Here is a 19,516-nt window from a genome sequence, read left to right as displayed (position 1 = left end):
ATAGCGATGCAGAAAATTCGTAAAGGCGACAAGGTTGTCGTATTGACCGGTAAGGACAAGGGCCGTACCGGCGAAGTAATCCAGGTGATGCCGAAAGAAGACCGTGCCGTTGTGCGTGGCGTAAACATGGTGAAGCGTCACCAGCGCCAGACCCAGGCACAGGAAGCCGGCATCATCAACAAGGAAGCATCCTTGCACATCTCCAACATCGCCATCGTCGACAAGGATGGCAAGCCGACCCGCGTTGGTTTCTCTGTTGTGGATGGCAAGAAGGTCCGCGTGGCCAAGCGTTCGGGAGAAGTGATCGATGGCTGATAAGTACGAGCCGCGTCTCAAGACGGAATACGTTTCCCGTATCCGTGGCGCCATGCAGGAGAAGTTCTCCTACGCCAACGTGATGATGATCCCGAAGCTTGAGAAGATCGTGATCAACATGGGTGTTGGCGAGGCAACTGCCGACTCCAAGAAGCCCACGATTGCTGCCGCCGATCTGGCTGCAATTGCCGGCCAGAAGCCGGTCGTTACCCGGGCTCGCAACTCGATCGCTGGTTTCAAGGTTCGCGAAGGCATGCCGATCGGTGCGAAGGTTACCCTTCGTGGCGCACGCATGTACGAATTCCTTGATCGTCTGGTCAACATCGCGCTGCCGCGCGTTCGCGACTTCCGGGGCCTGAACCCGAAGAGCTTTGACGGCCGTGGCAACTTCGCCATGGGCATCAAGGAACACATTGTGTTCCCTGAGATCAACTACGATAAGGTTGATCAGATGTGGGGCATGGACATCATCGTTTGCACGACGGCGACGTCGGACGACGAAGCTCGGGCTCTGCTGACAGAGTTCAACTTCCCGTTCCGTCACTAACCGTAACGACGAGCGTAGAAAAGGAACTCCGATATGGCGAAAACAAGCGCAGTTGAAAAGAACAAGCGCCGCCGCAAGTCGGTCGCCCAGCAGGCCGCCAAGCGCGCTGCACTGAAGGCGATCGTGATGAACCAGTCCCTTCCGATCGAAGACCGGTTCAAGGCCACTCTGAAGCTCGCTTCGCTGCCGCGTGACGGCTCGAAGACGCGTATCCGCAACCGCTGCGAAGTAACGGGCCGTCCGCGCGCGTTCTATCGCAAGCTCAAGATGTCGCGTATCGCGCTTCGTGAGCTGGGCAATTCCGGCAAGGTGCCGGGCATTGTCAAGTCGAGCTGGTAAGGAGACGGGCACATGACCATGACTGATCCTTTGGGTGATATGCTCACCCGCATCCGCAATGGTGCCGCTCGCCGCAAGTCTGCGGTAAGCACGCCTGCTTCCAGCCTCCGCGCACGCGTTCTCGACGTGCTGCAGGCTGAAGGCTACATTCGCGGTTATTCCAAGGTCGATTTCGAAAACGGCAAGTCCGAATTCACGATCGAGCTGAAGTACTACGAAGGCGCGTCCGTGATCCGTGAGATCGGCCGCGTTTCCAAGCCGGGCCGCCGGGTTTATGTCTCGGTAAAGTCCATTCCGCAGGTCGCGAACGGCCTCGGCATCACCATCCTTTCGACCCCGAAGGGCGTGATGGCCGATCACCAGGCTCGCGAACAGAACGTTGGTGGCGAGGTTCTTTGCTCGGTCTTCTAAGACCCGAGCAAGGATCTCCATAACGAACAGACAGGATTGAATAATGTCTCGTATCGGTAAAAAGCCCGTTCCGGTTCCCGCAGGTGTGACGGCCAATGTCGACGGCCAGAAGGTCACTGCGAAGGGCCCGAAGGGTGAACTGTTTTTCGTCGCTAACGACGACATTCAGCTGAAGCTCGAAGATAACGGCGTTTCCGTAACGCCGGCTAACGGCACCAAGGAAGCTCGTTCGAAGTGGGGCATGTCCCGCACGATGATCGAGAACATCTTCAAGGGTGTTAAGGACGGTTACGAGCGCAAGCTCGAAATCAACGGCGTCGGTTACCGTGCCGCCATGCAGGGCAAGAACCTGCAGCTGGCCCTCGGCTTTTCCCATGACGTTGTTTACGAGCCGCCGGTCGGCATCACCATTGCCGTTCCGAAGCCGACGGAAATCATCGTTTCCGGCATCAACAAGCAGCAGGTTGGCCAGGTAGCCGCGGAAATCCGCGAATACCGCGGTCCCGAGCCCTACAAGGGTAAGGGCGTGAAGTACGCTGAAGAGCGTATTGTCCGCAAAGAAGGCAAGAAGAAGTAAGGATCACGCGAAATGGCTAGCAGGAAAGAAGCACTTGCACGTCGCGCGAGCCGTGTGCGCCGCCAGATCAAGGCGGTTGCCAACGGCCGCCCGCGCCTGTCGGTTCATCGCTCGTCGAAGAACATCTACGCCCAGATCATCGATGACGTTGCTGGTAAGACGCTTGCGTCTGCCTCCACGCTCGAAGCCGATCTGCGCGGCTCGCTCAAGACCGGCGCCGACGTTGCAGCAGCAGCTGTCGTAGGCAAGCTGGTTGCCGAGCGTGGCGTCAAGGCTGGCGTCAAGGATGTCGTATTCGATCGTGGCGCGTTCATCTATCACGGCCGCATCAAGGCCCTGGCAGACGCTGCCCGCGAAAGCGGTCTGAACTTCTGATTTTTTTCCGCCCGGACAACGATCCGGGCGGAATTTCACCGGGCCATGCGGGTCTCTTTATCGAGGCCGGTGGTCTTTTCGTTTGCCGTTCCACCCGTAAAAGAAAAAGGACAAGGACAATGGCACAGGAAAAAAGAGGTTCTCGCGACGATCGCCAGAACCGTGAAGAGCGCGATAGCGAATTCGTCGACAAGCTGGTCGCGATCAACCGCGTTGCAAAGGTTGTTAAGGGTGGCCGCCGCTTCGGCTTCGCCGCTCTCGTCGTCGTTGGCGACCAGAAGGGCCGCGTTGGCTTCGGTCACGGCAAGGCTCGCGAAGTTCCGGAAGCCATCCGTAAGGCTACCGAGAGCGCAAAGCGCGATCTGATCTTCGTTCCGCTGCGCGATGGCCGCACTCTGCATCATGACGTCAATGGCCGTCACGGCGCTGGCAAGGTTCTGCTGCGTTCGGCCAAGGCCGGTACCGGTATCATCGCCGGTGGCCCGATGCGCGCTGTTTTTGAAACGCTGGGTGTTCACGACGTTGTTGCCAAGTCGACCGGTTCTTCGAACCCGTACAACATGGTTCGCGCAACGTTCGACGCTCTGAAGCATCAGGTTCATCCGAAGGACATCGCTGCACAGCGCGGTCTCAAGTATGCGACCCTTCAGGCTCGCCGTGCCGCGTCCGGCAACGCTTCTGAAGAATAAGGAGCTGGATCATGGCCAAGAAGACTACTGAAGCCAAGAAGACTGTTACGGTCGAACAGATCGGCAGCCCTATTCGCCGCCCGGCAATCCAGCGTCAGACGCTGGTCGGTCTGGGTCTCAACAAGATGCATCGTCAGCGCACCCTGGAAGATACTCCTGCGGTTCGCGGCATGATCCGTGCGGTCCAGCATCTCGTTCGCGTCGTTGACGAGAAGTGAGACGGAGTAACCTATCATGAAACTCAATGAAATCAGAGACAACGAAGGCTCCTCCAAGGACCGTATCCGCGTAGGTCGCGGTATCGGTTCCGGCAAGGGCAAGACCGGTGGTCGCGGTGTGAAGGGTCAGAAGGCTCGTTCGGGCGTCGCCATCAACGGTTTTGAAGGCGGTCAGATGCCAATCTACCGTCGTCTGCCGAAGCGCGGTTTCAACAACATCTTCGCTTCCGAATATGTTGTCGTATCGCTCGGCCGCATTCAGACCGCTATCGACGCCAAGAAGCTTGACGCTTCCGCAACGATCGATGCTGCAGCTCTCAAGGCTGCCGGCATCATCCGTCGCGCCAAGGACGGCGTTCGCATTCTCGCTGACGGCGAGCTGAAGGCAAAGGTCGCTTTCGAAGTTGCCGGCGCTTCCAAGCCTGCAATCGAAAAGATCGAAAAGGCCGGCGGCTCGATCAAGCTTCTCGCTGTTGCAGTAGAAGCTTCCGAGTAATATATACACTTCAGACGCCCGGGGCGCATAGTCGCTCCGGGCGTTTGCGCTCCCTGGCCTATGGTGCTTTCGATCTAAATCGATTTATAGAGCATCAGGGCAATCTCTTCGCGGTGTGCTTCCTTGGCCCCGCTTGCGGCAGAAAGTGCTGCAGGGAGAGCCTCACAGTTCTTGAACTTCCGTAGGGGAGGGGATAGGACATAAAAAACAGGGTGAGGCATGATGGCGGTCGAGAGCCGCATTTGTCCGAAGCCCGGTTTTGACCAGTATCTTTTAGACCTTTCCGCATCGGCCGGTTGCGCTGGCTGGCAAGGGTCATTCGGAGAAATTTATGGCTTCAGCAGCGGAACAACTGGCTTCGAACCTGAATTTTTCGACCTTCGCTAAGGCGGAGGATCTGAAAAAGCGTCTCTGGTTTACTCTTGCCGCACTTCTCGTCTACCGTCTCGGCACCCATATTCCGCTTCCGGGCCTGAACCCCGAAGCCTATGCGCAGGCCTTCCGTGGCCAGGCCAACGGTATTCTCGGTCTTTTCAACATGTTTGCGGGTGGCGCTGTCGAGCGCATGGCGATCTTCGCCCTCGGCATCATGCCTTACATCTCCGCTTCGATCATCGTGCAGCTCATGACGTCGGTCGTGCCGTCGCTCGAAGCGTTGAAGAAGGAAGGCGAAGCCGGCCGCAAGATCATCAACCAGTACACCCGCTACGGCACGGTGCTGCTCGGCACGCTGCAGGCCTATGGCATTGCGGTCGGCCTTGAAAGCGGCAACGGCCTTGTGGTCGATCCCGGCTGGTTCTTCCGCGTTTCCACCGTCATCACGCTGCTCGGCGGCACGATGTTCCTGATGTGGCTCGGTGAGCAGATCACTTCGCGTGGTATCGGCAACGGTATTTCGCTGATCATCTTCGCGGGTATTGCCGCAGGCCTGCCCAAGGCGCTCGCCGGCACGCTCGAACTCGGCCGTACCGGTGCGCTTTCGACCCCGCTCATCCTGATGGTTGTCGTGGTCGCCATCGGTGTCATCGCTCTTATCGTCTTCGTGGAGCGCGCCCAGCGCCGTCTGCTCATTCAATATCCGAAGCGACAGGTCGGCAACCGGATGTTCCAGGGCGATACTTCGCATCTGCCGCTGAAGCTCAACACGGCCGGCGTCATTCCCGCGATCTTCGCATCTTCGCTGCTGCTTCTGCCGGCAACGGCTGCTGGTTTTGCCGGCAATACCAACCTGCCGGCCTGGGCGACTTCGATCATCGCGTCGCTGCAGCACGGACAGCCGCTGTTCATGGCGCTCTATGGCCTGCTGATCGCGTTCTTCGCGTTTTTCTATACGGCGATCGTCTTCAATCCGAAGGACACCGCAGATAACCTCAAGAAGCATGGTGGCTTCATTCCGGGCATTCGTCCGGGCGAGCGCACCGCGGAGTACATTGATTACGTCCTGACCCGTATCACCGTGGTCGGCGCGATTTATCTGGTCTTCGTGTGTATCCTTCCTGAGACACTTATCGCACGCACGGGCATTCCATTAGCCCTTGGTGGTACTTCGCTTTTGATCGTTGTCAGTGTAACTCTGGATACGGTTGCGCAGATTCAGGGCCACCTGATCGCGCAGCAATATGAAGGGCTGATCAAGAAGTCGAAGTTGCGTGGAGGAAAGAGGGGACGATGAGACTGATATTTTTGGGTCCGCCGGGTGCGGGCAAGGGAACCCAGGCCAAGCGCCTGACTGACAAGTACGGGATCCCGCAGCTTTCCACCGGTGACATGCTTCGCGCTGCGGTCAGCGCGGGCACCGAAATCGGCAAACGCGCCAAGGCCGTCATGGACGCCGGCGGGCTTGTTTCCGACGATATCGTCAATCAGATCGTTTCCGAACGCATCGAAGCACCGGACTGTGCCAAGGGCTTTATTCTGGACGGCTATCCACGCACCGTTCCGCAGGCCAAGGCGCTTGCAGACAACATGCGCAAGAAGAATCTGGTCCTAGATGCCGTTATCGAACTCAAGGTCGACGAAGAGGCGTTGATTCGCCGAATCGAAAACCGTGTGGCTGAAACCATTGCCGCCGGCGGCACGGTTCGCTCGGATGACAATCCGGAAGCGTTCCGCAAGCGCCTGACGGAATATCGCGAGAAGACCGCGCCGCTGTCTGCCTATTACAGCGAACAGGGCGAACTCGTGACGCTTGACGGTATGGCTGACGTCGATGCTGTCACCGAGGCCATCGAGCGCGTTCTCGAGAAAGCCTCCGCCTGATCATGGAGCGGATGGGCGAGGCTGTTGCGTTCTTGCCCATATCTCGCTTCCGCATGGCGACTGATCCTTTGGATCGCAAAAGAATCTTGGCGGAGCCGGTTGCTTTTTTGCGCTGATTCCGTTAAACACCGCGCCAACTCGCGACATCCCAAGCGACTGGCGCGGATTTCCCTGAGGGAAGGGAGATCCGGGTTCGGTCGTTTTGACTTGTCACGGACATCAATTTTGAACTGGCGGTCTCGGCCGCTCGAATGGAATCACCACTTGCCGGATGGCAACTGGAACCAAGGAGAAAAGACGTGGCACGTATCGCTGGCGTCAACATCCCGACTGCAAAGCGCGTTGTTATTGCGCTGACCTACATTCACGGGATTGGTCCGAAATTCGCGCAGGAAATCATGGACAAGGTCGGTCTTCCGGCTGACAAGCGCGTTCATCAGCTGACGGATGCTGAAGTTCTTCAGATCCGCGAAGCCATCGACCGCGACTACCAGGTCGAAGGTGACCTGCGTCGCGATACGTCGATGAACATCAAGCGTTTGATGGACCTCGGCTGCTACCGCGGCCTGCGTCACCGTCGTGGCCTTCCGGTCCGCGGTCAGCGCACGCACACCAACGCCCGCACCCGTAAGGGTCCGGCGAAGGCTATCGCTGGTAAGAAGAAGTAATTTTCCGGTTCTCCGGAAAGGGGAGGCTGGTGCAGTCCGCGCCAGCCTTTCTGAGTTTGGCGTGAAGCTCGGAGACGGGTCGATCGCCGGTGTAGCCGCTGGTGTTACGGCGGTGAAGAGATCAATGAAAGGTATAAAATGGCCAAGGAAGCCGCACGCGTTCGCCGTCGCGAACGTAAAAATATCACGTCGGGCGTCGCGCACGTCAACTCGACCTTCAACAACACGATGATCACCATCACCGACGCACAGGGCAATGCTATTGCCTGGTCGTCTGCTGGTGCCAAGGGCTTCAAGGGTTCGCGTAAGTCGACCCCGTTCGCTGCCCAGATCGCTGCTGAAGATTGCGCGAAGAAGGCTCAGGAACACGGCATGAAGTCGCTTGAAGTTGAAGTTTGCGGTCCGGGTTCCGGTCGTGAATCGGCACTTCGCGCTCTGCAGGCTGCCGGTTTCATGATCACCTCCATTCGCGACGTGACGCCGATCCCGCACAACGGTTGCCGTCCGCGCAAGAAGCGCCGCGTCTGACGCGACCGTGGTTCGGAAATTCCGCCTTTCCCCAGGTCAGGCGGAATTTTCGTGTATCTGGCGTGTGCGCGTCGATTTCGATCGACGGACTTGCGCTCAAGAACCCACCGATGAACCACTGAATTAGGTTCCTCTCGGTGTTTTCATGCTCGGTCCGTCACGATTGGATGGTGGCGGCGAACGGAAGGTTTAAAGATGATTCAGAAGAACTGGCAGGAACTTATCAAGCCGAACAAGGTCGAGTTCACCTCGTCCAGCCGCACCAAGGCAACGCTCGTTGCCGAGCCGCTGGAACGTGGTTTCGGCCTCACCCTCGGCAACGCGCTGCGTCGCGTTCTGTTGTCTTCTCTGCGCGGCGCCGCTGTTACGGCCGTGCAGATCGACGGTGTCCTGCACGAATTCTCCTCCATCCCCGGCGTTCGGGAAGATGTGACGGATATCGTGCTCAACATCAAGGAAATCGCCATCAAGATGGATGGCGACGATTCCAAGCGCATGGTCGTGCGCAAGCAGGGCCCAGGTGCCGTAACCGCTGGTGATATCCAGACGGTTGGCGACATCGAGATCCTGAACCCCGACCACGTGATCTGCACGCTTGATGATGGCGCTGAAATCCGCATGGAATTCACCGTCAACAACGGCAAGGGTTACGTACCGGCTGAGCGCAACCGCGCGGAAGATGCCCCGATTGGCCTCATTCCGGTGGACAGCCTCTATTCTCCGGTCAAGAAAGTGTCCTACAAGGTGGAAAACACCCGTGAAGGTCAGGTTCTCGACTATGACAAGCTGATCATGACGATCGAGACCAACGGTTCGGTTTCCGGCGAAGACGCCGTTGCCTTCGCCGCTCGTATTCTTCAGGACCAGCTCGGCGTCTTCGTCAACTTCGACGAGCCGCAGAAGGAAGCAGAAGAAGAATCGGTTACCGAACTCGCGTTCAACCCGGCGCTTCTCAAGAAGGTCGACGAGCTCGAGCTGTCGGTTCGTTCGGCTAACTGCCTGAAGAACGACAACATCGTCTATATCGGCGACCTGATCCAGAAGACCGAAGCCGAAATGCTTCGCACGCCGAACTTTGGTCGCAAGTCGCTGAACGAAATCAAGGAAGTTCTCGCTTCCATGGGTCTGCACCTCGGTATGGAAGTACCGGCATGGCCGCCTGAGAACATCGAAGATCTCGCCAAGCGTTACGAAGACCAGTACTAACAATCAAAAAGGCAGACCCTTTAAAGACTGCCTTTCCCCGTCAAACAGCAGGTAAGTCACCTGCATGTGCCAGGAAACGGCAGGTCCGGATAGGAAGCCTGCACTAAAGGAGAATAGCAATGCGCCACGGAAATTCAGGCCGCAAGCTCAATAGAACCGCCAGCCACCGCAAGGCAATGTTTGCCAACATGGCTGCTTCGCTCATCACCCATGAGCAGATCGTAACCACGCTTCCTAAGGCGAAGGAAATCCGCCCGATCGTCGAGCGTCTCGTGACCCTCGGCAAGCGCGGCGACCTGCACGCTCGTCGTCAGGCGATCTCGCAGATCAAGGATCAGAACGCTGTTCGCAAGCTGTTCGACGCGATCGCTTCGCGTTACGCAACCCGCAACGGCGGCTACCTGCGTATCATGAAGGCCGGCTTCCGCCAGGGCGACAACGCGGCTCTCGCCGTCGTTGAATTCGTCGAGCGCGACGTTGATGCCAAGGGCGCAGCCGACAAGGCTCGCGTTGCCGCAGAAGCTGCTGCCGCCGAAGCCGCATAAGGTCTGACGCCGTTCAGGCGTCATGAATTAAAAAGCCGGGTGAGAGATCACCCGGTTTTTTTGCGTTCGTCTATTGGGAGTAGGAGCAGTTGGGACTTCCGCCATCGCAAAGGTTGGATGGGGGAGGGAGCGCCTCAGTTGCCAAGGTATAGTTCAGGGCTGCGAACCATCCGCTCAAACGTAACCCTGGAGGAAAGTATAGTCTCACTCCGGAACGTGGATGCGGCCCTTGATGTGCTTGAGGTGCGCGACAATTGTAAAGGTCATGATGACCAGCAGCGACCACGAACTCCACTTTCCGATGTGGACGACGGACCAGGCGCCGATTTGATCGGGGTATTTCCAGATGCCGAAGAAGGTGGAGATGTTTTCCGCCAGCCAGACGAAAAAGCCGATCAGGATGAAGGCGAGGAGCAGCGGCATCTTTCGGTCCCGGTCGTAGGGGCGAAAGACGACTGTTGCGCGGGAATAGAGGCCGATGGCGCAGGCGGCGATGTACCAGCGGTAATCGCCGATGAAGTGATGGGTGAAGAAGTTGGCGTAGATGGCGATACCGATCAGGGTCGCCATCCAGTAGGCGGGATAGTGGCGAATGCGCACATCCAGCAACCGCCATGCCTGAATGATGTAGCTGCCGACGGCGGCATACATGAAACCGGAAAAGAGCGGTACGCCTAGCACTTTGGTGTAGGCGAAATCCGGATAAGCCCATGACTGGATGGCGCTCGACGTCTTGAACACTTCCAGTGCGAAGCCGACGATATGGAACAACAGGATGGCCTTGGCCTCGTCAAGCGTTTCGAGCCTGCTCCAGATCATGAAGAACTGGATGCCGAGCGCAATGATCAGCAGCACGTCATATCGGGGAATGCCGAGCACGCCGCCATGCGGCACCACGAAGATGGAGACGAAGAACAAGCCCGCGAACATGCAGGCCCGTGCCTCCTTGATGCCGAAATACAGAAACTCGACGATAAAACGCCTGATGCCCTTGAGTTCGCCCCAGGGATAGGTATCGCAGAGCAGATTGTCCAAGACGGAGAGGCGGCTTGCGGCCGGGCTTGTTGCTGTGCTCATTTCCGTCCCCGATCTCAGTTCGTTACCTTTCATACGAAAACCCGAAGGAAGCCGTATGGGCCTGCCGCGCGTATCCCCATCTTATTTAGCCCGCATCCGGTTTCTGGCGGCGGCGATGGCGGTGATCGTCTGCGGCCTTTGCCTGCGCACCTTCGGTTACGATGTGGGACTGCCGTTCGTGGCGGTAAAATATGGCGGATCAGTGCTCTGGGGTGCGATGGTTTATCTGTTGCTGGCGACCGTCTTTCCCTACCGTTGGCGTGGCTATGAGGTCCATGCCGCCATTATTGCGGCTATCCTCGTGGAACTCGTCCGGCTTGTTCATTTCCCGGCGCTGGATGGGTTTCGCGCAACGACCTCCGGCGCTTTGCTGCTCGGCCGTGTTTTTTCGCTGTGGAATATAGTCTGTTATATCGCGGGAATTGGGGCCGCCGCCATTATGGCCGGACGGGTCTGGCGCGTTTCGCCCTCTTCATCGACATGATCGAGGGCCGTACCAGCCGATAGCCGAGCAGGATCACCATCGTGCTGATATAAAACACAGGCTCCAGCGTGATCGATTTTCGCGCCAGCACGAAATGCAGCACGCCGACGATGAGCACGAGATAGACGAGTTTGTGCAGCGTGTTCCAGCGGTTGCCGAGCTTGCGGATGGACCAGCGGTTGGAGGTGAGCGCGAGGGGCAGGAGCATGGTAAGCCCCGCCATGCCGAGCATGATATAGGGCCGCTTCAGAATATCGCCGGCGATGGAGCTGATGATCAGGCCGCGGTCCAGCACCAGATAGACCGTGAAATGCGCCAGCACGTAATAAAAGGCGATCAGCCCCACCGCCCGGCGATAGGCGATGAGGTTGATGTTGAACAGGTCTCGCAGCGGCGTCACCAGAAGCCCAACGCAGAGGAAGCGTAACGCCCAGATGCCGAGCAGGTGCTCGAAATCCTTGACCGGATTGAAGCCGAGGCCACCGGTAGCGGTGAGGTAAAAATACCAGACGCCCGGACAGAGGCCGATCGCATAAAGCGACCAGATAGCCGCTGGCTGGTAACGCTTCGGCAGCGACGGAAGCGAAAAGGCGAGGGCCATGGTCAGTAATTCGCTTTCAGGTCCATGCCGGTATAGAGGCCTGCTACCTCGTCATAACCGTTGAACATCAGGGTAGGGCGGTTCTGGGTGCCGAAAAAGCCGCCTTCGCCGATGCGCTGCTCAGTCGCCTGGCTCCAGCGCGGATGGTCCACATGCGGATTGACGTTGGAGTAGAAGCCATATTCGCGGGCGTTGGAGTTTTTCCACGTCGTTTCCGGCTGTTTCTCGGTCAGCGAAATCCGGACGATGGATTTGATGCCCTTGAAACCGTATTTCCAGGGAACGACGAGCCGGATGGGCGCACCGTTCTGGTTCGGCAGCGTTTCTCCGTATAGGCCGACGGCCAGAATGGTCAGCGGGTGGCGTGCCTCATCGAGGCGCAAACCCTCGACATAGGGCCAGGACAGAGGCTGGAACAGACCGCTCTGGCCGGGCATTTCATCCGGCCGCACCACGGTTTCGAAGGAGACGTATTTCGCGCTGCCAAGCGGCTCCACCTTATCGAGAAGTGCCGCGAGGGGGAAACCGATCCATGGAATGACCATCGACCAGCCCTCGACACAACGCATGCGATAGGTACGCTCTTCGAGCTGATATTTCATCAGCTCTTCGATGCCGAATTCTTGCGGTTTGGAGACAAGGCCATCCACCTTCACGGTCCATGGGGTGGGCTTGAACTTGCTGGAATTTTCCTTGGGGTCGGATTTTCCGACGCCGAATTCGTAAAAATTATTGTAGCTGGTGACGGCGTCGAGCGGGGTGAGCTTTTCATCCAGCTTGTAGGCGCCTGGTTTCGCCGTAAGCGGAGCGGCAATTGCCTCGCGGCCGCCAAGCCCGATTGCCGCAAGTCCTGCCGCCGTACCGAGGAAGCCGCGTCGGGACAGGTAGATATTCTTCGGCGTGATTTCTGTAGCCGCGATCAGGGGCGGACGATAGGCGGGCATTTCAACCTCCACAAAAGCCGGGTGCATCGGCGATAAATCGATTATGATAGGCTATACGGCTGCTGCACAGATATGTTTCAGCGCGTCGTGCAAAAACAACGGCCGGGCGGCGGAAATCGCGCATTTGTGATAAGTGGTCGCGTGAATTGCTGCATCGGGAAGCGGCGTACCGTACCGAACCGTACTGTTTTGCCTGAAGGTGACAGTGACAGGGCTTGCGGTTTGCGCTAGAAAAACCGCAAAATAGGGCAGGAGCTATTTTTATCGCCTTTGCGGCAATGCGCTCTTCGCCATGAGATCGAGGAAAACACCATGCCAGCCTATCGCTCAAGAACGACAACCCACGGCCGCAACATGGCGGGCGCGCGCGGCCTTTGGCGCGCCACCGGCATGAAGGACAGCGATTTCGGCAAGCCGATCATCGCTGTCGTCAATTCCTTCACGCAGTTCGTGCCGGGCCATGTGCATCTGAAGGATCTTGGCCAGCTCGTTGCCCGTGAAATCGAGGCGGCAGGCGGCGTCGCCAAGGAATTCAACACCATCGCGGTTGATGACGGCATCGCCATGGGCCATGACGGCATGCTCTATTCGCTGCCGTCGCGCGAAATCATTGCGGATTCCGTGGAATATATGGTCAATGCCCATTGCGCCGATGCGATGGTGTGCATTTCCAACTGCGACAAGATCACGCCCGGCATGCTGAATGCGGCGATGCGTCTCAACATTCCCGCCGTTTTCGTTTCCGGCGGCCCCATGGAAGCGGGCAAGGTCGTTCTGCACGGCAAGACGGTCGCGCTTGATCTGGTCGACGCCATGGTTGCGGCAGCAGATGACAAGATTTCCGACGAGGACGTGAAGGTCATCGAGCGTTCGGCCTGCCCGACCTGCGGTTCCTGCTCCGGCATGTTCACCGCCAATTCGATGAACTGTCTGACCGAGGCTCTGGGTCTGTCATTGCCCGGCAACGGTTCGACGCTCGCCACCCATTCGGATCGCCGGCGGCTGTTCGTCGAAGCCGGTCACCTGATCGTTGATCTGGCGCGCCGTTATTACGAGCAGGACGACGAGACCGTTCTGCCGCGCACCATCGCCAACAAGGCGGCGTTCGAAAACGCCATGTCGCTGGATATCGCCATGGGCGGCTCCACCAATACGGTGCTGCATATTCTGGCGGCGGCGCATGAGGGCGGTGTCGATTTCGGCATGGAAGACATCGACCGTCTTTCCCGCAAGGTTCCCTGCCTTTCCAAGGTGGCGCCTGCCAAGCAGGACGTGCACATGGAAGACGTTCACCGTGCGGGTGGTATCATGCGTATTCTCGGCGAGCTGGAACGCGGCGGCCTCATCAACCGCGATACCTATACGGTGCACGAAGCGACGCTTGGCGATGCTATCGACCGCTGGGATATCACTCGCACCAACAGCGAGACGGTGCGTGAATTCTTCAAGGCTGCCCCCGGCGGCGTGCCGACACAGGTGGCTTTCAGCCAGTCCTCGCGTTGGGACGATCTGGATACAGATAGCGACAACGGCGTCATCCGCTCGGTCGAAAAGCCCTTCTCAAAGGATGGCGGTCTGGCCGTGCTTTACGGCAACATCGCGCTCGACGGCTGCATCGTGAAGACGGCTGGTGTTGACGAATCCATCCTGAAATTCACCGGCCCGGCGGTCGTTTACGAAAGCCAGGACGCAGCGGTGAAGGGCATTCTCGGCAACGAGGTCAAGGCGGGCGACGTCGTCGTCATCCGCTATGAAGGCCCGAAGGGCGGCCCCGGCATGCAGGAAATGCTCTATCCGACCAGCTACCTGAAATCCAAGGGCCTCGGCAAAGCCTGCGCGCTCATCACCGACGGTCGTTTTTCGGGCGGCACTTCTGGCCTTTCCATCGGCCATGCCTCGCCGGAAGCGGCGCAGGGCGGCGCAATCGGCCTCGTGCGTCAGGGTGACCTGATCGAGATCGATATTCCGAACCGCACCATCAATCTCAGGGTAGCGGATTCGGAACTGGCTTCGCGCCGCGCCGAACAGGAAGAGCTGGGCTGGAAGCCGGAAGCACCGCGCAAGCGCAATGTCACGACGGCGCTGAAGGCCTATGCGGCCTTTGCGTCCAGCGCGGACAAGGGTGCCGTGCGGATTCTGCCGGAGTAATTTCCGGATCTGCGAGATGATAAAAAGCCGCCGTTGATTAACGGCGGCTTTTTTGTGCCGATCACTCTTTATCGAGCCGATAAGGTCGAAGCGGCACAACTTTTCTCCGTTGCCTGCAAAGGGCAGTTGCACGGCCGGTCGCAACAAAACCCAGCTTGTCCATCAGACGGTGCGACGCCCTGTTGTCAAATAGGGGATTGGCATGCAGGGTCTTGATGCCCATGTGCTGAAAGGCATAATCGATGACGAGGCGTCCGGCTTCTTCTCCGTAGCCCTTTCCCCAAACACGGCGATCAAGCCAAAGACCGAATTCGCCTGAAAGGCCGATGAGACCGACCAGCCTGCCGTCATCCACCGCCCATACCGGGAGCCGGCGTTCAGCAATGCGCCTGATCAGACGCCGTGCATCATCGGGTTCGAAAGGGTAGGTCGTGCGCAGCAGATTGCGCAATATGAGCGGGTCGTTCGTCAGCCGGGCGAGCGGCGGCGAGTCCGTCATCTTAAAAGGTCGGAGGACAAGGCGTGATGATTTCAATTGCGGCATCGTTTCCCGTCTTTTGCATTTGTGGCAGGGCGATAGTCCTCAAGATCAGAAACTGATTCAAGCGCTTCGCATCTCGATTCCGGAATGCATGGCAACGCCTTGTTTTCATGAAGGTTCCGGTGGACTATCAAATTGCGGTATGGGAATGCGGTACTTGAAATATGGTCACATTGGAGTGATTGGCGGAGTTACCTCTTTTCATCGCCGTATAGCTTCCTAGCTCAGTGACATGAAAAGACGAACCGCACTCGCCCTCATCGCGTCCCTGCCTTTTGCTGAACTTGCCCGCGCGCAAAGCTCCAGCAATGGCATCCGTTTCGATCCGTTGCTGAGGGAGGCGGACGCGCTTTCCAGCCTCAGGACGGTCCTAGTCAGCATTGACGGCGAGGAGGTCGCAAGCCGCGCCTATCATGGGGCCAGCGTGAATGGCTCCACCAATATCAAGTCGGCCTCGAAATCGATCATTTCGGCGCTGGTCGGCATGGCGATTGATCGCAAGATCATCGAGGGCGCCGATCAGCCGATTGCGACAGTTCTGCGCGGCGATTTTCCGCCAAGTCCCGATCCCCGGCTGGAACGGATCACCATCGGCAACCTGTTGTCCATGCAGTCAGGTCTGGAGCGCATGTCCGGGCCGAATTACGGCCGCTGGGTCGCCAGCCGCAACTGGGTTCGGATGGCGCTGGGTTCCGGTTTTGTCGGAGAACCGGGCGGCGGCATGCTCTATTCCACGGGTTCCACGCATCTGCTCTCGGCGATATTGACCAGGGCCTCCGGCCGCTCGACGCTTGCTCTGGCGCGTGACTGGTTTCGTCCGCTCAAGGGATTTGCGATCGGCGGCTGGGAGCGTGATCCGCAGGGTGTCTATCTCGGCGGCAACCAGATGGCGATGACGGCGCGGTCGTTGCTGGCCTTCGGCGAGCTTTATAGGCGCGGTGGGACGACACCGGAGGGCGAGCGACTGATTTCGCAAGGCTGGATCGACCAGTCCTGGCAGCAGCGCACAAATTCGGTCTTCAACGGCGACGGATATGGTTATTGCTGGTTCATCAAGGAAATGGCGGGCGAAACGGTCTATTACGCCTGGGGTTATGGCGGGCAGATGCTCTATATCGTTCCCACGAGGCGGCTATCCGTCGTGATGACCTCTCGTGAGGATGCACCTTCCGCCAGAACCGGTTATCGCGATCAGCTGCATGGCCTCATGGAAGTCATCATCCGTGCGGTGTAAGGGCAGGCGATAATGGTCAGAGCGGCCTGTTGATGCTCTGGAACGCCTCTCCGAGACGTTTCATGCGCTCCTCATAGGCGGCTGTCAGGCAGGCAACGTCGGCTGAACACTCCTGACGTTTCTTCAGCCATTTGCTCTGTTCGTCGCGCAGCGTGTCGCGTGCACCCATGGCCATCAGCTGGGTGAGGATGTCGAAGGTGGTGGCCATCTTCACATCCTGATCGTTGAGGGCACGGTTGTCGCAGATCGCCTTTTCATCTGCGGCCAGATCGGTCTTTGCGCAGTCGAAGCTTGCAGCAGCGGCCGGCGAAACGAGGGAGGAGGCGAGGAGCAGGCCGCAGGCGAGGAGGGGCTTTTTCAAATCCATGACGTGTCTCTTTGAGAAATGCTGTTGCGGATGAAACCGGAAAGGCGGCTCGCTGGTTCCATTTCGCTGTTGCCATGATCTGGGAAAAGGCGCGACTTGGGAAAAGGATAGCCATCATCTTGCCGCTCTTTGCTTTACAGGCTTTGGCGTTATAACTCCATCATATTGATGACGATGAGGAATCACATGCGAAGCGTGTTGAAGTATCTGTCCACCGGCTTTCTCGCCGCGCTCATTCTCCTGCCCGTGGGCGCTGGCGCACAGGACAACAGGACCGTGCCCTCAAGCCACACGGAAATGCAGCTTTCCTTTGCGCCGCTGGTCAAGCGCACCGCAGGCGCTGTCGTGAATGTCTATGCCGAGCGCGTCGTGCAGCGGCGTCTGTCGCCCTTTGCCGGCGATCCTTTCTTCGAGCAGTTCTTCGGCCAGCAGATGCCGAACCGCACGGAAAAACAGTCGTCGCTTGGCTCCGGCGTGATCGTGACCGCCGGCGGCCTCGTGGTGACCAACAATCACGTCATCGACGGTGCTGACGACATCAAGGTGGCGCTGGCGGATGGGCGTGAGTTCTCCTCCAAGGTGCTGCTGAAAGATGACCGGGTCGATCTTGCCATTCTGCAGATCGATGCGAAAGAACAGTTCCCGGTGCTGTCGCTCGGTAATTCCGACGCGATTGAAGTTGGTGATCTGGTGCTTGCCATTGGCAACCCCTTCGGCGTCGGCCAGACGGTGACCAGCGGCATCGTCTCGGGTCTCGCCCGCAACCAGGTAACGCAGGGTGATTTCGGCTTCTTCATCCAGACCGACGCCTCCATCAACCCCGGCAATTCCGGCGGCGCGCTGATGAACATGGCGGGTGAGCTGATCGGCATCAATACGGCCATCTTCTCCAAGGGCGGCGGATCGAACGGTATCGGTTTCGCCATTCCCGCCAATCTCGTCCGGGTTTTCGTCGCTGCTGCTGAACGCGGTGACGCGAGCTTCGAGCGTCCCTATATCGGCGCCACCTTCGATCCCGTGACATCAGACGTTGCTGAAGCGCTTGGCCTGCACCGGGCCCGCGGCGCGCTTGTCGTCAGCGTCGTCAAGGGTGGACCGGCCGAAAAGGCGGGCATCGAGCCCGGCGAGGTCGTTACCGCCGTCAATGGCTTCGAGGTGGAGCATCCGGATGCGCTGGGATATCGCGTGACCACCGCCGGTATCGGCAAATCCGCCGAACTAACGGTGGTGGAAAAGGGCAAAGAGAAGAAAGTTACGATTGCGCTCGATACTGCGCCGGAAACCGCGCCGCGTGATGAGCGCCTGATCGAGGGCCGCAATCCCTTTGCCGGCGCGACAGTCGCCAATCTCTCGCCGAAGCTTGCCGATGAATTGCGGATGCCGTCGCAGGTGACGGGTGTTGTGATCACCGATGTGAAGCGCGGTTCGCCGGCCTATCGTGTCGGTTTCCAGCCGAAGGATGTGATCCTGTCGCTGAACGGTGCAGACATCGCCTCCACCGCTGCGGTCGAAAAGGCGCTGGATGACAATCCCGGCTTCTGGCGCGTGGAAATCCTGCGTGACGGGCAACGCATTCGGCAGTTCCTGCGATGAGCGACGATCTCTTCGCCCCGCAAGTGCCCGTGGAGGTCGCCAACCGGCGGCCTCTTGCCGATCGCCTGCGTCCGAAGACGCTGGCGGAGGTGAGCGGGCAGCCGCATCTGACGGGCGAGGAGGGCGTTCTGCGCCGCATGATCGATAGCGGGTCGTTGGGATCGATGATCTTCTGGGGCCCGCCCGGCACCGGCAAGACCACCGTTGCGCGGCTGCTTTCCGGCGAGGCGGGGTTGGCCTTTGAGCAGATTTCGGCGATCTTTTCCGGTGTCGCCGATCTCAAGAAGGTTTTCGAGGCAGCGCGCACACGTCGGATGAATGGCCGGCAGACGCTACTTTTCGTTGACGAAATCCATCGTTTCAACCGCGCCCAGCAGGACAGTTTCCTGCCGGTGATGGAAGACGGCACCATCATTCTGGTGGGCGCCACCACCGAAAACCCGTCCTTTGAGCTGAATGCCGCTCTGTTGTCACGGGCGCGCGTGTTGACGTTCGGCTCGCATGACGAGGAGAGCCTGAGCGAATTATTGAAACGCGCCGAGGAGGCGGAGGGCAAGCCCCTGCCGCTCACCGAGGAGGCGCGCGCAAGCCTCATCCGCATGGCCGACGGCGATGGCCGCGCCGTGCTGACGCTTGCCGAAGAGGTCTGGCGTGCGGCGCGCAAGGATGAGACCTTCGATACCGAGGGGCTGACCCGCATCGTGCAGCGCCGCGCCCCGGTTTACGACAAGAGCCAGGACGGCCATTATAATCTCATTTCCGCACTGCATAAGTCCGTGCGCGGTTCGGACCCGGATGCGGCGCTTTATTATCTCGCCCGCATGTTCGATGCCGGCGAAGACCCGCTCTATCTCGGGCGGCGGCTGGTGCGCATGGCGGTTGAGGATATCGGCCTTGCCGATCCGCAGGCGCTCGTCGTCTGCAATGCCGCCAAGGACGCCTATGATTATCTGGGCTCACCGGAAGGCGAGCTCGCATTGGCTCAGGCCTGCGTCTATCTCGCCACCGCGCCGAAATCGAACGCCGTCTATAACGCCTTCAAGTCGGCGATGCGGGCGGCCAAGGAAAACGGCTCGCTGGTGCCGCCGAAACATATTCTGAACGCGCCGACCAAGCTCATGAAGGGCGAAGGTTACGGCGATGGCTATCGCTACGACCATGACGAGCCGGATGCCTTTTCCGGGCAGGACTATTTCCCGGAGAAAATGGGGCGCACGACCTTTTACGATCCGCCGGACCGGGGTTTCGAAAGGGAAATCCGCAAGCGTCTGGACTGGTGGGCGAAGCTGCGCCGCGAGCGGGGATCGCGTTAGGTTTTTTGTGCGGTTTGAGCCGAAACCGTATTGCGGTCGAT

25 protein-coding genes are annotated in these 19,516 nt (G+C 58.9%); 20 read left to right on the top strand and 5 right to left on the bottom strand.

Annotated elements, in window-relative coordinates; all coding sequences use genetic code 11:
• The first annotated feature begins 6 nt into the window (after positions 1-6).
• The 15 genes from rplX (at position 7) to rplQ (ending at position 9,173) form a co-directional block, all read left to right on the top strand.
• Positions 7-315, top strand: coding sequence for a 50S ribosomal protein L24 (gene rplX / locus QRN60_RS09280; protein ID WP_003495200.1), 309 nt, complete (start codon positions 7-9; stop codon positions 313-315).
• Positions 308-862, top strand: coding sequence for a 50S ribosomal protein L5 (rplE, locus tag QRN60_RS09275; RefSeq protein WP_003507784.1), 555 nt, complete (start codon positions 308-310; stop codon positions 860-862). The genes rplX and rplE overlap by 8 nt, the downstream gene beginning before the upstream one ends.
• A gap of 33 nt (positions 863-895) precedes the next feature.
• On the top strand, positions 896-1,201 hold the full coding sequence (gene rpsN / locus QRN60_RS09270; protein ID WP_003507785.1) for a 30S ribosomal protein S14: 306 nt from the start codon (positions 896-898) through the stop codon (positions 1,199-1,201).
• Between the two features lie 12 nt (positions 1,202-1,213).
• Entirely contained in the window at positions 1,214-1,612 is a 399-nt protein-coding gene (rpsH, locus tag QRN60_RS09265; RefSeq protein ID WP_003507786.1) for a 30S ribosomal protein S8, read from the top strand.
• 43 nt (positions 1,613-1,655) lie between these two features.
• Positions 1,656-2,189, top strand: coding sequence for a 50S ribosomal protein L6 (gene rplF, locus QRN60_RS09260; protein WP_003495204.1), 534 nt, complete (start codon positions 1,656-1,658; stop codon positions 2,187-2,189).
• 12 nt (positions 2,190-2,201) lie between these two features.
• Positions 2,202-2,564: a 50S ribosomal protein L18 gene (gene rplR / locus QRN60_RS09255; RefSeq protein WP_003507787.1), complete on the top strand. Its 363-nt coding sequence runs from the start codon at positions 2,202-2,204 to the stop codon at positions 2,562-2,564.
• 119 nt (positions 2,565-2,683) lie between these two features.
• A complete protein-coding gene (rpsE, locus tag QRN60_RS09250) occupies positions 2,684-3,253 on the top strand; it encodes a 30S ribosomal protein S5 (RefSeq protein ID WP_003495208.1) in 570 nt (189 codons plus the stop codon).
• An 11-nt stretch (positions 3,254-3,264) separates the two neighbouring features.
• Positions 3,265-3,471 (top strand): 50S ribosomal protein L30, encoded by a 207-nt coding sequence (gene rpmD, locus QRN60_RS09245; protein WP_003495212.1) that lies wholly within the window; start codon positions 3,265-3,267, stop codon positions 3,469-3,471.
• A gap of 16 nt (positions 3,472-3,487) precedes the next feature.
• The gene (rplO, locus tag QRN60_RS09240; RefSeq protein WP_003507788.1) at positions 3,488-3,967 is read left to right on the top strand and encodes a 50S ribosomal protein L15; all 480 of its coding nucleotides are present in this window, start codon (positions 3,488-3,490) and stop codon (positions 3,965-3,967) included.
• Between the two features lie 331 nt (positions 3,968-4,298).
• On the top strand, positions 4,299-5,639 hold the full coding sequence (gene secY, locus QRN60_RS09235) for a preprotein translocase subunit SecY (protein WP_003507789.1): 1,341 nt from the start codon (positions 4,299-4,301) through the stop codon (positions 5,637-5,639).
• Positions 5,636-6,226: an adenylate kinase gene (locus QRN60_RS09230; protein ID WP_003507790.1), complete on the top strand. Its 591-nt coding sequence runs from the start codon at positions 5,636-5,638 to the stop codon at positions 6,224-6,226. The genes secY and QRN60_RS09230 overlap by 4 nt, the downstream gene beginning before the upstream one ends.
• A 299-nt stretch (positions 6,227-6,525) precedes the next feature.
• Entirely contained in the window at positions 6,526-6,894 is a 369-nt protein-coding gene (gene rpsM, locus QRN60_RS09225) for a 30S ribosomal protein S13 (RefSeq protein ID WP_003507791.1), read from the top strand.
• Positions 6,895-7,032: 138 nt separating this feature from the next.
• Positions 7,033-7,422 carry a 30S ribosomal protein S11 gene (gene rpsK / locus QRN60_RS09220; RefSeq protein WP_003495225.1) on the top strand — a complete coding sequence of 130 codons (390 nt, stop codon included), beginning with the start codon at positions 7,033-7,035 and terminating at the stop codon, positions 7,420-7,422.
• A gap of 195 nt (positions 7,423-7,617) precedes the next feature.
• Positions 7,618-8,628, top strand: a complete 1,011-nt coding sequence (locus tag QRN60_RS09215) for a DNA-directed RNA polymerase subunit alpha (protein ID WP_003495228.1) — start codon at positions 7,618-7,620, stop codon at positions 8,626-8,628.
• A gap of 119 nt (positions 8,629-8,747) precedes the next feature.
• Entirely contained in the window at positions 8,748-9,173 is a 426-nt protein-coding gene (gene rplQ / locus QRN60_RS09210) for a 50S ribosomal protein L17 (RefSeq protein WP_129565210.1), read from the top strand.
• A gap of 204 nt (positions 9,174-9,377) precedes the next feature.
• Here rplQ and QRN60_RS09205 read toward each other — a convergent pair whose 3' ends face one another.
• The gene (locus tag QRN60_RS09205; RefSeq protein WP_112293723.1) at positions 9,378-10,250 is read right to left on the bottom strand and encodes a DUF817 domain-containing protein; all 873 of its coding nucleotides are present in this window, start codon (positions 10,248-10,250) and stop codon (positions 9,378-9,380) included.
• Positions 10,251-10,305: 55 nt separating this feature from the next.
• On the opposite strand from QRN60_RS09205, the gene QRN60_RS09200 reads away from it, so the two are divergent.
• Positions 10,306-10,734, top strand: coding sequence for a ribosomal maturation YjgA family protein (locus tag QRN60_RS09200; protein WP_060726358.1), 429 nt, complete (start codon positions 10,306-10,308; stop codon positions 10,732-10,734).
• On the opposite strand, the gene msrQ is transcribed toward QRN60_RS09200, so the two are convergent.
• Complete coding sequence (gene msrQ, locus QRN60_RS09195) at positions 10,688-11,335, bottom strand: protein-methionine-sulfoxide reductase heme-binding subunit MsrQ (RefSeq protein WP_129565208.1); 648 nt, start codon at positions 11,333-11,335, stop codon at positions 10,688-10,690. The two genes, QRN60_RS09200 and msrQ, sit on opposite strands and share 47 nt — an antisense overlap.
• A 2-nt stretch (positions 11,336-11,337) precedes the next feature.
• Positions 11,338-12,279: a protein-methionine-sulfoxide reductase catalytic subunit MsrP gene (gene msrP, locus QRN60_RS09190; RefSeq protein WP_111785088.1), complete on the bottom strand. Its 942-nt coding sequence runs from the start codon at positions 12,277-12,279 to the stop codon at positions 11,338-11,340.
• Positions 12,280-12,591: 312 nt separating this feature from the next.
• Here msrP and ilvD point away from each other — a divergent pair, with 312 nt between their 5' ends.
• Complete coding sequence (gene ilvD / locus QRN60_RS09185) at positions 12,592-14,427, top strand: dihydroxy-acid dehydratase (protein ID WP_003507800.1); 1,836 nt, start codon at positions 12,592-12,594, stop codon at positions 14,425-14,427.
• A 61-nt stretch (positions 14,428-14,488) separates the two neighbouring features.
• Here ilvD and QRN60_RS09180 read toward each other — a convergent pair whose 3' ends face one another.
• Positions 14,489-14,971, bottom strand: coding sequence for a GNAT family N-acetyltransferase (locus tag QRN60_RS09180; protein WP_077998587.1), 483 nt, complete (start codon positions 14,969-14,971; stop codon positions 14,489-14,491).
• A gap of 229 nt (positions 14,972-15,200) precedes the next feature.
• On the opposite strand from QRN60_RS09180, the gene QRN60_RS09175 reads away from it, so the two are divergent.
• Positions 15,201-16,202 carry a serine hydrolase domain-containing protein gene (locus QRN60_RS09175; protein ID WP_129565207.1) on the top strand — a complete coding sequence of 334 codons (1,002 nt, stop codon included), beginning with the start codon at positions 15,201-15,203 and terminating at the stop codon, positions 16,200-16,202.
• Positions 16,203-16,218: 16 nt separating this feature from the next.
• Here the strand turns inward: QRN60_RS09175 and QRN60_RS09170 are convergent, their stop codons facing one another.
• A complete protein-coding gene (locus tag QRN60_RS09170; RefSeq protein ID WP_003507804.1) occupies positions 16,219-16,569 on the bottom strand; it encodes a lysozyme inhibitor LprI family protein in 351 nt (116 codons plus the stop codon).
• A 186-nt stretch (positions 16,570-16,755) separates the two neighbouring features.
• Between QRN60_RS09170 and QRN60_RS09165 the strand changes: the two genes are divergently transcribed.
• A complete protein-coding gene (locus QRN60_RS09165) occupies positions 16,756-18,162 on the top strand; it encodes a DegQ family serine endoprotease (RefSeq protein WP_111785086.1) in 1,407 nt (468 codons plus the stop codon).
• The gene (locus QRN60_RS09160) at positions 18,159-19,475 is read left to right on the top strand and encodes a replication-associated recombination protein A (RefSeq protein ID WP_003507807.1); all 1,317 of its coding nucleotides are present in this window, start codon (positions 18,159-18,161) and stop codon (positions 19,473-19,475) included. The genes QRN60_RS09165 and QRN60_RS09160 overlap by 4 nt, the downstream gene beginning before the upstream one ends.
• The last annotated feature ends 41 nt before the right edge of the window (positions 19,476-19,516 follow it).

The organism is Agrobacterium sp. CFBP2214 (genome assembly GCF_030209895.1).
Lineage (GTDB): Bacteria > Pseudomonadota > Alphaproteobacteria > Rhizobiales > Rhizobiaceae > Agrobacterium > Agrobacterium radiobacter.
This window is presented reverse-complemented; position numbering and strand designations above follow the sequence as displayed.

Coding starts and splice junctions, on each gene's coding strand:
- rplX (WP_003495200.1), top strand. CDS start 7: ATGCAGAAAATTCGTAAAGGCGACAAGGTTGTCGTATTGACCGGTAAG.
- rplE (WP_003507784.1), top strand. CDS start 308: ATGGCTGATAAGTACGAGCCGCGTCTCAAGACGGAATACGTTTCCCGT.
- rpsN (WP_003507785.1), top strand. CDS start 896: ATGGCGAAAACAAGCGCAGTTGAAAAGAACAAGCGCCGCCGCAAGTCG.
- rpsH (WP_003507786.1), top strand. CDS start 1,214: ATGACCATGACTGATCCTTTGGGTGATATGCTCACCCGCATCCGCAAT.
- rplF (WP_003495204.1), top strand. CDS start 1,656: ATGTCTCGTATCGGTAAAAAGCCCGTTCCGGTTCCCGCAGGTGTGACG.
- rplR (WP_003507787.1), top strand. CDS start 2,202: ATGGCTAGCAGGAAAGAAGCACTTGCACGTCGCGCGAGCCGTGTGCGC.
- rpsE (WP_003495208.1), top strand. CDS start 2,684: ATGGCACAGGAAAAAAGAGGTTCTCGCGACGATCGCCAGAACCGTGAA.
- rpmD (WP_003495212.1), top strand. CDS start 3,265: ATGGCCAAGAAGACTACTGAAGCCAAGAAGACTGTTACGGTCGAACAG.
- rplO (WP_003507788.1), top strand. CDS start 3,488: ATGAAACTCAATGAAATCAGAGACAACGAAGGCTCCTCCAAGGACCGT.
- secY (WP_003507789.1), top strand. CDS start 4,299: ATGGCTTCAGCAGCGGAACAACTGGCTTCGAACCTGAATTTTTCGACC.
- QRN60_RS09230 (WP_003507790.1), top strand. CDS start 5,636: ATGAGACTGATATTTTTGGGTCCGCCGGGTGCGGGCAAGGGAACCCAG.
- rpsK (WP_003495225.1), top strand. CDS start 7,033: ATGGCCAAGGAAGCCGCACGCGTTCGCCGTCGCGAACGTAAAAATATC.
- QRN60_RS09215 (WP_003495228.1), top strand. CDS start 7,618: ATGATTCAGAAGAACTGGCAGGAACTTATCAAGCCGAACAAGGTCGAG.
- rplQ (WP_129565210.1), top strand. CDS start 8,748: ATGCGCCACGGAAATTCAGGCCGCAAGCTCAATAGAACCGCCAGCCAC.
- QRN60_RS09205 (WP_112293723.1), bottom strand. CDS start 10,250: ATGAGCACAGCAACAAGCCCGGCCGCAAGCCGCCTCTCCGTCTTGGAC.
- QRN60_RS09200 (WP_060726358.1), top strand. CDS start 10,306: ATGGGCCTGCCGCGCGTATCCCCATCTTATTTAGCCCGCATCCGGTTT.
- msrQ (WP_129565208.1), bottom strand. CDS start 11,335: ATGGCCCTCGCCTTTTCGCTTCCGTCGCTGCCGAAGCGTTACCAGCCA.
- msrP (WP_111785088.1), bottom strand. CDS start 12,279: ATGCCCGCCTATCGTCCGCCCCTGATCGCGGCTACAGAAATCACGCCG.
- ilvD (WP_003507800.1), top strand. CDS start 12,592: ATGCCAGCCTATCGCTCAAGAACGACAACCCACGGCCGCAACATGGCG.
- QRN60_RS09180 (WP_077998587.1), bottom strand. CDS start 14,971: ATGCCGCAATTGAAATCATCACGCCTTGTCCTCCGACCTTTTAAGATG.
- QRN60_RS09175 (WP_129565207.1), top strand. CDS start 15,201: ATGAAAAGACGAACCGCACTCGCCCTCATCGCGTCCCTGCCTTTTGCT.
- QRN60_RS09170 (WP_003507804.1), bottom strand. CDS start 16,569: ATGGATTTGAAAAAGCCCCTCCTCGCCTGCGGCCTGCTCCTCGCCTCC.
- QRN60_RS09165 (WP_111785086.1), top strand. CDS start 16,756: ATGCGAAGCGTGTTGAAGTATCTGTCCACCGGCTTTCTCGCCGCGCTC.
- QRN60_RS09160 (WP_003507807.1), top strand. CDS start 18,159: ATGAGCGACGATCTCTTCGCCCCGCAAGTGCCCGTGGAGGTCGCCAAC.